The organism is Serratia oryzae (assembly GCF_001976145.1).
GTDB lineage: Bacteria > Pseudomonadota > Gammaproteobacteria > Enterobacterales > Enterobacteriaceae > Chania > Chania oryzae.
Window position 1 is genome coordinate 17984 of the sequence record NZ_MOXD01000020.1, and the last position, 10067, is coordinate 28050.

Annotated in this window: 11 protein-coding genes; all 11 read right to left on the reverse strand. The window is 58.0% G+C overall.

Translation table 11 applies throughout. The features are described from left to right. Positions 1–3 precede the first annotated feature (3 nt). Positions 4–2100, reverse strand: coding sequence for a type IV conjugative transfer system coupling protein TraD (gene traD / locus BMI79_RS21935; protein WP_076944273.1), 2097 nt, complete (start codon positions 2098–2100; stop codon positions 4–6). Further along, the gene (locus BMI79_RS21940) at positions 2100–2636 is read right to left on the reverse strand and encodes a restriction endonuclease (protein WP_076944274.1); all 537 of its coding nucleotides are present in this window, start codon (positions 2634–2636) and stop codon (positions 2100–2102) included. Before BMI79_RS21940 ends, traD begins: the two co-directional genes overlap by 1 nt. After that, positions 2633–3139, reverse strand: coding sequence for an integrating conjugative element protein (locus tag BMI79_RS21945; RefSeq protein ID WP_076944275.1), 507 nt, complete (start codon positions 3137–3139; stop codon positions 2633–2635). The genes BMI79_RS21940 and BMI79_RS21945 overlap by 4 nt, the downstream gene beginning before the upstream one ends. Then, positions 3136–3732, reverse strand: a complete 597-nt coding sequence (locus BMI79_RS21950; RefSeq protein ID WP_076944276.1) for a transglycosylase SLT domain-containing protein — start codon at positions 3730–3732, stop codon at positions 3136–3138. Before BMI79_RS21950 ends, BMI79_RS21945 begins: the two co-directional genes overlap by 4 nt. After that, positions 3711–4439, reverse strand: a complete 729-nt coding sequence (locus BMI79_RS21955; protein ID WP_076944277.1) for a TIGR03759 family integrating conjugative element protein — start codon at positions 4437–4439, stop codon at positions 3711–3713. Before BMI79_RS21955 ends, BMI79_RS21950 begins: the two co-directional genes overlap by 22 nt. A 12-nt stretch (positions 4440–4451) precedes the next feature. Then, positions 4452–5201, reverse strand: a complete 750-nt coding sequence (locus tag BMI79_RS21960) for a hypothetical protein (protein ID WP_076944278.1) — start codon at positions 5199–5201, stop codon at positions 4452–4454. After that, positions 5198–5833, reverse strand: a complete 636-nt coding sequence (gene pilL2, locus BMI79_RS21965; RefSeq protein WP_076944279.1) for a PFGI-1 class ICE element type IV pilus protein PilL2 — start codon at positions 5831–5833, stop codon at positions 5198–5200. Before pilL2 ends, BMI79_RS21960 begins: the two co-directional genes overlap by 4 nt. A gap of 137 nt (positions 5834–5970) precedes the next feature. Beyond that, the gene (locus BMI79_RS21970) at positions 5971–6438 is read right to left on the reverse strand and encodes an STY4534 family ICE replication protein (protein ID WP_076944280.1); all 468 of its coding nucleotides are present in this window, start codon (positions 6436–6438) and stop codon (positions 5971–5973) included. 359 nt (positions 6439–6797) lie between these two features. Next, positions 6798–7124: a DUF7677 family protein gene (locus BMI79_RS24630; RefSeq protein WP_425272368.1), complete on the reverse strand. Its 327-nt coding sequence runs from the start codon at positions 7122–7124 to the stop codon at positions 6798–6800. Positions 7125–7383: 259 nt separating this feature from the next. Beyond that, positions 7384–9384 carry a DNA topoisomerase III gene (locus BMI79_RS21980; RefSeq protein ID WP_076944281.1) on the reverse strand — a complete coding sequence of 667 codons (2001 nt, stop codon included), beginning with the start codon at positions 9382–9384 and terminating at the stop codon, positions 7384–7386. 135 nt (positions 9385–9519) lie between these two features. Next, the coding region (locus tag BMI79_RS21985; RefSeq protein WP_083704520.1) for a hypothetical protein at positions 9520–10067 on the reverse strand (548 nt) is incomplete at its 5' end.

Genomic DNA, 10067 nt, shown 5'->3' on the forward strand with positions numbered 1-10067 from the left:
TTCTCAGACCACATCATGATCATTCTCCGGTGCCCGGTCGCCCGGCAGGGCCGTCCCCGACCACCAGGTATCGCCCGTGCGGTAATTTTTCTTCATGTACTCAGCAATCTTTCCCAGACTTTCCGGCATCAGGGCATCATTCCCCGCCGCAGGTAACGGCATGCGGATCTTCCACAGCTTGCCCCCTTCCAGCAACGCAAAGGCCTGCCCTTTTGGCAGGTTGATCACATTGGCCGGGGTGATCAGCGGGGTGCGCACGGAGCTCACTCTGTCCTGGGTATTGGAGGTAAAATCACTGCCCATCTCTGGATTGGAGATGTCGGTGACGCCCGAGACCAGGGTTTTGGTATACACCTCCACCTCCGGCAGCTGTTTGGTCATCAGCTCCGCCGTCTCGGTGTGGCGAACGCGCAACATCACCAGGCTGTTGAAGTTGCCCACCACCTGCGCCGCTTTGGCGGCACTGCCCAACCGCGCCTCGATATCCGGCAGAGTCTGGGTATAGGCCGTCACCTCGATACCGGCCCCGCCGCCTTTGTTGATCAGCGGGATAAACTCATCCCCCATCAACTCGTTAAACTCGTCACAGTGCAGGCTGATCGGGGTTTTCTTCCCCTCCTCCCCCGGTAAGCCGTCGTTGATACCAAACTTGTAGATGTGACCGGCCACGCTCACCAGGTCGGCAAACATGCTGTTGCCCACCGCTGCCGCCACTTCCGGGTCTGACAGCGCATCGAGGCCGATATAGACAATGCCCTTTTTGCGGATCACCTGCTGCCAGTCAAAAATCGGGCGCGGATCGGTGAGGTCGGTATAATCCGGGGAAATGAGCTGCGCCGTCTTGCCGGAGGTCAATTTCTCCAGCAACGGCAACAGGCTGGCGACAATCTTGTCGTAGTATTTCTGGTCGTAGCGCACCGAAGAGCGCAGGCCATCGAGGATGGGGTCGTAAATCCGCTTGCCCTCATCGCTGCCCAACACCTGCTCAATCGCCACCACCCGCATCGACCGCCCCTCCATATGGCGCGGTACATCACGCTCATCCAGAATGGGCACCAGCCCTTCAATCTGTCCCCACAGTGCAGGGGCGTGTTGCGACAGGTAGAACTCGGCGTAATCCTCATACAGGTCACTGATGTTATTGACGTAACGCATGATAAGGCCAAAGTCAGGGCGTTGCCCCAGTGCCACCAGGCCACGGGCGATGATGTTGACAAACCGCCAGGCAAACTCTCGGAATACCGCATTGTTGCCACCGCCCTCCAGTTGCCCGGCGACGCGGGTGGCCACTTCCGAGATACGGTTAAAACGCCCCACGGCGTTATAGCGGGCACTGATATCCGGCCAGCCCAGGTGAAACACCTGCAGCTCGCTGGCACGACCGGCGCGGTGCGCTTCGGCATACATACGCTTGAGCAAGTCCGCATCCCCTTTCGGGTCAAACACGATGGTGACATTGCCACGCCGGATATCCTGGGTAATTAACAGCTCCGCCAGGCGGGTTTTGCCGACGCGGGTGGTGCCCAGTACCAGCATATGCCCTACCCGCTCCAGCAGGTTCAGCGAGACATTGACCTCATCCGGCTCGATGCCGTGCAGCGCAGGTTTGCCGCCGACGTCAGGCAACGGTCGTACCGGGTTGAGGGCAGACTGGCTGGCAAGCCATTTGCACAGCGTGGGATAACGGTATTCATAACGTTGTTCAAAGCGGCGCGCCGCCTGGTACAGCGCCGGGGGATTCACATAGCGTTCCACCTCTGGGCGCAGCGTGGCCAGCAGACGCTGGGTGTGCTTTTGTTCCCACAGGAACCCCCGCCCCAGAAACAGGCGTTGATGGCTCACCGGCACCTCAGCACTGGTCATCACATAACGGGGCAAACGGCGGATATTGCGCCGGTAGCGCAACACCAACAGACCTTCGCGGGTCCGCTTCAGGGCGAAGAGAGCAAACCCACCGGCGGTAACGTAACTGACCGTCGGGGCCAAGGCCACCGCCCATGGCGCGGTCACGCAAATATAGCTGGCACAGGCGGCCACCACCGCCGTATTCAGTTCAACAGCAGGCCGCAGCATGGCCTCAATCACATAGCGGTCGCTCATCAGGGGATGTCCTTTATCAGCAGCGCCAGCAGGCGTTGCCCGCTGAGCAGTTCAATCTCGGGGAAACGCGCCAGTGCGGCGCGGCTTTTGGGGCCGGTGCGTCCGGTGTGGACAAACAGCCCCCGGCAACCCTCGCGGCGCACCAACGCACCGAACTCAGCCACATGGGTCGGCGTGATGGCACGGGCATAGCGTTTGGCCTGGATAAGGTAACGCTGTCCCTCAATCCACACCTGTCCATCCAGTCCATCGTCTCCGCTGTAACGCCGGTTGCGTTGAATGCGGTACCCCTGGAACTCAAAGGCGGTCAGGAGTAACTCTTCAAACACGTAGGGATTGATTTTGCGCAAGTAATTGAGGCGTTGACCGTCACCCGCCAACTGGGGGAGACGGTCAAGAATACGTTGGGCCTGCTGTTGATAGCGGCGATGGCGCAGGGACTTTCCCCGGGCGAGCAAAGCCCACCACACCAGCAGGCTGAGCAACAGCAACGCCATCCCCCACGGCAAACTCTCCAGCGGCAGGCCCGGTCTCATTGCTCCAGCCCTTTCTCGGTCAGCAACAGCGGGTAATGGGATAGCCCCAGCCGTTTCGCCAGGTCACTGCCAGAGACCGGCAGCAACTCCAGCCCGTCGGCGTGTTTCTTCAGGTCATTGAGCGCCGCCTCACTAGCCACATTCACCACCAGGCCCACGGCGTTCAACTGCACCAATGCATCACGGCGCATTGCGAGCCAGCGACGTGACAGATCGTCATCGCCAATCAGGAACAGCGGGCGCATCCCCGGCAGGCTCAATGCCCGGGCCTCGACGTTCCCCGGTGTCAATTCGGGGGTACTGACCGGCAATCCGGTGGCTGCCGACAGGGATAAAGGAGAAGGCTCACTCGATGGGGCAACCGTCGCCCCCTGATTGTTGATGCCTTCAAAATACGCTGCCGTTGAGGTGCCGCCCAAATCGGCAATCACCCTCAGTTCCGCGTAAGCCGGGGCACTCAGGAGACCGAGTATCAGGAGACGGGTTAAAAAACGGGTATTCATGGATGTGCTCCCTGAGTGGGTTCAACGACAACATTTGAGACCAGTACCCCCGTAGCCGGTTGCAGGCGGTTCAAGTGCCGTTTGACGATAGCTTGATAAGTGCGGGCAGGCTGACCTCCCGCCGGATGGTGATAACACCCGGCAGCCGCTATCCAGCTCCCCGGCTGTTTGTCGTAGCAGTCGCGCAGAATACGGGCCGCCACGTGCAGATTGGTGTAAGGGTCGAAGGCCTCCCAGGCAGAACGAAAGTGGTGGCCATTCCAGCCCAGATTCACTTGGGCAATCCCGACGTCGATCCGCTTGAGGGAGTGATGACGCATAAATTCCAGTAACGCCTGGTAAGCCTCTTGCCGGGTGGCATAGCGATACCCTGCCCCCGCCACATTAAGGGTCCACGGCCAGGGGCGAACCCCATGAGGAAGTTTCTTGGAGGACTCGGTGAGTGCCAGGCTGTACAGGGCCTCGGCTGGCACCCGCTCCAACGTCGCCACCTGGTAGTAACCCGCGGGTATCATCTGGGACGACACTGCGGCCGGGCAACTGGCACTGCTCAACAGCAGCGCCAGTGCACTCAATAGGCGGTAACTTGCCATCCCTTCTCTCCCTGTTGCAGCACCACCGGCATCCGCCCCTGACCGAATTTGAGCCACTGGCCCCGGTCATGATTGAGCGTCAGCGTCTTGGCTTTCACCCGCTCGACCGGGATAGCCAGTTTCTTTGCCCAGGCCCGCACCGCCTCGTCTTTGCCGTCACTGCCCACCAGGTAGATATCCAACGGGCGTTGGGTGGCCAACAGCGAGGCGACCTTGGTTTCACAAGGAGCGCCGCAGTCAGCCCGGACGAACAGCGCCAGTCGCCCGTTGCCCGCAGCCGTTGTGCTGCCCACGGCCTGAATTGGCAGGATATCGGGGTAGATGCGTTGCCAGGCGGCATTCACCTCACGCTGAAACGCCAGTTCGGCCTCCACCCGTTGAAAGTCCTGTTTGACCGACAGCTCAGCGAAATGACGACGCTCCTCCTCCGTCCGCGCCTCGATACCCAGCGTGGTAATCGGGTCCAACCCCGGCGATAAAATCCCGCGCCGTCCTTTACTCAACTGCTGATAACGTTGCCATTCCTCGGTGGTCAGCTCCCACTCCTGGGCACTTTTTTTCGACTGCGCTTCTTCCAGCGCCTGCAAGGTGGTGCTGACGCTGGCGGTATTCCCCTGTTGGGATTGCTCGGTTTGCAATGTGGCGGTTGCCGAGAAAAACGGGGCCAGTCCCAGGCCCAATACCAGCGCGATTGATGTCAATTTCATCCTGAACCTCCTTTATTGCACGCTCAGCGTCTGCGTCCGACCTGCGACGCTAAACTGGGCCTGATTGCCTGCGGCGGACAGCAACGTCCAGCCCTGAAAGGTCTCGCCGGTTTCCATCAGCCGGATATCCGCCAGGCTGAACGCCTGCAGCGGGGCCACGGCGACAAACACCGTGCCGCCGCGCCGTTCAATGCTGGTCAGACGGAAAGGGGCAGCAACAGACCGGGCGCTCCGGGAGGGGGATTTCTTGACGGTGGGCACGGTCGCCGCTGGAGTGACGGCAGAGGTTGCTGGTTTGATTGCCGGTGTTTGTGCTGCACCGGCCCGTTGTTCCAGGGTGTCAACACGGGCCAGCAGCAGTGCCATCGTGGCATGAACGCCCTGCAGTGCCTGTGCATCTGACGATACCGGCTGGCTGACTTGGGTCTCGAGCTGACGCACCTGCTGCGCCAACTGTTCAAACGCCGGTTTATCCACGGCGGGCGCAGCCTTGACCCTCTCCAGCGAGGCCGACAAGGCGGTCAGCGCCTCGCGGTTGTGATTGACCTGCTCGCCCAACCGGTCCAGTTCCTGCTGCACCGCATCCCGCCCCGGTACCTGTCCCAACGCCGTCTGCAGGGTGGCAATCTCGGCAGATTGACGCATCACCTTGACGCCAATCCCGGCAACGGACAGCACCAGCAGCGTGAAGACGCCATAACGCAGCACCTGCATCGCCTTGCCCGAACGCACGGGCAGGGTTTCCTCCATTATTTCACTCATTTCAGCATCCTTTGCCGGGCGGGGGCCGGAGCGAGTTGCGGTTGCACAACCGGGGTCACCGTCTTGATGGCGGGAGGTTGCAGAAAACTGCTGCTGGCACTGGGCGCAGGGGTGGGCGCTGGCGGTAAACGGAACCCGTCACGCAGCGAGTGACACACCACCCGTTGCACCGCGTCCACCTCCAGTTGCCAGGCTGGTCCGGCCAGGATTTGCAGCGCCTCACTCAAGCGAAGGGGGCCGAGCTGGTAATGCACGGCGGGCAGTGCCTGGTTGTAGAGCACACGATTAGCTGACGTGATGCTGCACAGGCTGAAGCCAGACTGGCGCAGGGCATAACGCATGGCATCGGCCACCGTAGGCGAGAGAGATGCGGGTATGCGGATATCAATCACCTGCTCCAGCGGCGCACGTTGTGCCTGGGAGGGCGAGGTACTGACCAACAGGTAACGGTCATAGCGGACCACCTCCAGCGGGGTGGCAAACAGGTCGGGCTGCGCCGATTGAACATTGCTGGAGAGCTGAACACCGGCCAGCGGAGACACCGGCTCACGCGGCAGGTTTTTTTGCGATTTGACACACCCGGTCAGTACCGCCGCCGCCAATAAACACAGGGAAAGGGAAAGGGGTTTCATGAATATCCTCAGTAAACAGTCAACAAGACGTGCCCACTGTGCGAATCTTCAACCGCCCCCTCAATCAACAACTCATTTCCCGAAAAGAAAAAAAACGCCAGAGAAGCTCTGGCGTAAGGGGGTGTTACATGGACAAGCTAGAAGGCATTGTCTGGGTATTGTTTATTGGCGTTACTGGGCGGAGCCTCTGGTGTTGACGCTGATTTCTCCGCCTTGTAAACCATCTCCTGCCCCACTTTTATCCAACTGATTTTTATCAGCCGGGCTTTCAGGGTCGGTCGGGTTTCACCTGCATGATCGCCTTTGGTCAAGGTGAACACGTCTGCCGTCAGGTTGCTGAGTTTGAAGCCCAACAGCACTTTTTTCTCTTCATCGACGGCTTTCTGGCAGCGCCGGAGTAAACCGCTGGCCTCTTTACCCGAGACGGTTACATCGAAGCGCGTATAGTCAGGTTTCTCAGTCGAACCGTGTAAGGCGTTAATCACGCAGGTCAGGAATGAACCGTTGGCCGTGGTGATTTCACGGAGATGGCTGAGATACCCCAGACCATCAACATGCAGATTGAAATAGTTGGTCTGATTTTGAGTCGCAGTAGCTTGAGACATGGTGTTTCTCCTTGGGAATAAACCGGTACGCGGAGAAACGTCCCCTACGGGAGTTTCCCGCAGGGTGTCAACGTGAAGACGCTGACAGTCTGTTGAGTTGGATAAGTGCACCTTCATCGCAGTACACTGCGATCCCCGCTCTCAAAGGTTCAGGGGGGTTACCGCTCTAGAGCGCGTCCTCTCAGGTTAAGGTCGCTTTGGCTTGTGATTGCCCGAAGGCGTCCTTCTCAAATCACCAGGACATTGGCTGTTGTCAGGGACAACGAGTTAGCTTGGTCATTATTCAAACGGGCTAAAAAGAAGTCAACACTTTACCAACTCCCATTAAGTTTTAAGTTTATCCGGCACAACAAATGGGTTCAGCGTGAAGGGGGACAATAGAGCTCCATTTCCCAGTCCTCTAGCGGCGGCATTATTTGGAAGGATGGTTCGCAATAGGACCTCAAGTAATCAGTCGCCCTTTTTTGGGCATACGTGAAATTGAGCACATTACCTTCATCATCAAGCTCTATGACATTCACGAATATTGCGAAGACCATTTCAATTGCACTCGGTTCGGTTCCATATAAATCGAGGTAATCCACACCCTTAAGCATGTAATGCGTTCCACTGGCCATGAAGTACGCAAACGTTCTCAAAGCCCCACTGAAATCATGGCTTAACTGCATACCCCCCCTATACCGCATAAAAAAACGGGGACCGCATCATCCTGATACCGTCCCCGCACGCCTGCACCACAGGCTGTTGTCACTACATCTATCAACTCAGAGGCCGAGCCTTCGAACCCGACGCGTTTTTCACTGAGACTTTGCGTCTTGTACCCCCCTGTCTCGGGTAAAGGCAGGGTGCACGTTACTGGTAACCGCAGTAATCACGGGGTGCTTCAGAAGCAAAAGCAAAATAACAAAACCGCTGTATCGAGCGCAATGGAAAATTGATTACCCTTCAGCGTACTTTCTTTTTTGCGGCACTTCGGCGTCGGGTGCACTGTGGCAGGTTCACTATCCCGGTACAGTCAGGATAACGCAGACAACCCCAGAAACGCCCCGATTTCCCCGTACGCTGCAAGGTCGCGCCACCGCACACCGGGCACGGCGGCGAGGGCGGAACGGTGATGCTTATCGCTTGCTGACGCCCTTTCTCGACCAACTGGGCCGTCCAGGCTGACTGCTTGGCCATAAAATCATCCAGTGACATCTTGCCTTCGGCGATCTCATCCAGCGCCTGCTCCCACAGCGCGGTCATGCCGGGATCTTTCAACGGCACGGGCAGCATGTCCATCAGTTCACCGGCCACCACGGCAGCACGCAAAGACTTCCCCTTCTTTACAATGAAACCGCGAGCCAGCAGGGTTTCGATGACCCCGGCCCGTGTCGCCTCCGTCCCCAGCCCCGCATTCTCTTTCAGGATTTTCTTCAGTCGGGGATCGGTCACAAACTGCGCGGCATTTTTCATCGCTGCAATCAGGGTTCCTTCCGTGTAATGCTCCGGGGGTTGGGTTTGCTGGGGCTTCATGGCTGCATTAGTAACCTGGCATTGTGTTCCCTGCTGCATAGCAGGAAGCTGAGCATTCTCAGTATTACCTTGCGCATCCTCGCCATTTTCCTCTTTCTCAAACAGGATTTTCCAGCCCGGCACCACCACCACATTGCCACGGGTTTTAAACAGTTGACCGCCGCAGTTGAGAGAAACACGGGTCGCATCCTGTTCATAAACCGGCAGAAACTGCGCCAGATAGTGCTGTCGGATCAGCAGGTAGACCTGACGCTCCGTGTCACTCATGCTATCCAAATCGCAAGGTTGCTTTGTCGGGATAATACCGTGGTGGGCGGTGATCTTCTTATCGTTCCAGGCACGGGAAACAAAACCTGCCTGCAACCGTTCCAGCACCGTCGAGAGTGCAGGATCACTTTTTACCAGGGCGGAAAACACGGTGGGGACTTCAGACAACATCGAGGTCGGCAGAAACCCACAGTCTGTACGCGGGTAAGTTGTCGCTTTATGGGTTTCATACAGCGCCTGGGCAATATCCAGAACCTGCTGAGCACCGAGTCCCCAACGCTTTGAGCACTGCTGCTGCAAGGTACCCAGATCAAACGGCAGAGGTGCCGAGACGGTTTCGCGTTTGGTCTCCATCTCCGTGACCGAGGCAACACCCGTTTGCTGGCAAAGCTGGACGACCTGCTGCGCTACCCCTTGCTGGATACAGCGCTTTTCCTCATCACAGTAGGTTGCTGCGGGCACCCACTGCGCCTGAAATGAGTGACCGTTGGACGCCAGTGCCAGCGTGACCACAAAAAAGGGCGTTGGCACAAAACTGGCGATATGCCGGTCACGCTCAACGATCAGATTGAGCGTCGGTGTCTGTACTCGCCCGACGGAAAGTACATTGCCGTAGCCGCTGTCACGGGCCTTGACAGTATATAGACGGGTCAAATTCATGCCGATTTGCCAATCTGCGCGAGAACGGCCCAGGCCCGCCAGGTAATAAGGGTAGGTTTCATGTCCCGGTTTTATCGCCGCCAGTGCAGCACGAACGCTGGCCTCATCAAGCGCAGAGAGCCACAACCGTTCGACGTTGCCCTGATAGCCACAATAGTCGAGGATTTCACGGGCAATCACTTCACCTTCGCGGTCGGCATCGGTTGAAATCACCACACTATCCGCCTTGAGCAACAGTTTCTCGATCACCTCAAACTGCGCTTTAGACTCTGGCTTGACCTGCATTTGCCACTGGGTCGGTAACACCGGCAACACCTCGGTACGCCAGGGTTTGCCAAACTGCTCGCCGTACACATCCGGGCTGGCCTGCTCCAGCAGATGGCCAAATCCCCAGGTGACCGCAATTCCTTGCCCTGACAGGTAACCTGGCTTCTTCTCGGTTGCGCCCAGCACAGCGGCAATATCCCGCCCCTGACTGGGTTTTTCACACAGAAAGAGTTTCATTGCACCTCCCTATCTCCCACGGGTCAAGTTCAGCATGCACAACGCCCTACCCAAAAGGGCACAGTGATAAAAAGACCGGTGAATAAAGAAAACGCGGAGATGACCCCACCGGGTCATCTCCGGATACAGACGCCGTTAGCGCACGTTGCCTTCCGCGACCTGTTTGATTTGGGCAAACAATTGACCTGTGTAAGCCTCAGTAACGTGAGAGGCCTCGCTGGAGCGGAACGTAATGTACATACGACTCCCCGCCCCATTTTTTTCAAGCTCAATCAGAATAGTGTCCTCAATCCCCTCATCAGCGCCCCAATCCCTGCCCATCTTGTAGTAGGCCCCCGGTTGCGCGTCCCAGGCATAGCCCCCTTGGGTGATCGCTGCCGCCTTCGTCCCCCCTTCCAACCCCTGCCCCTTCAGGGTGTTTACCACATCACTGGAAGTAAAATGGTAATACCGTTTGACTCGTGCGGCTGCGGTATCCACATCCACCGGCACCTCGAATTCTCGGGCGGTTTTCTTATCAATTACCGGTGAATTCGTTGACATCGCAGGCAAACCGCCACGCTCATGGCTGTCGGCTTTTTTACCCAGTGAGAGCAAGCCGTAGCTCATGTCGCTGACTTTCTTGTTCAACTCGGCAACATCGCTACCGGCACATCCCGTCAACAGAACGGCGGATAACACCA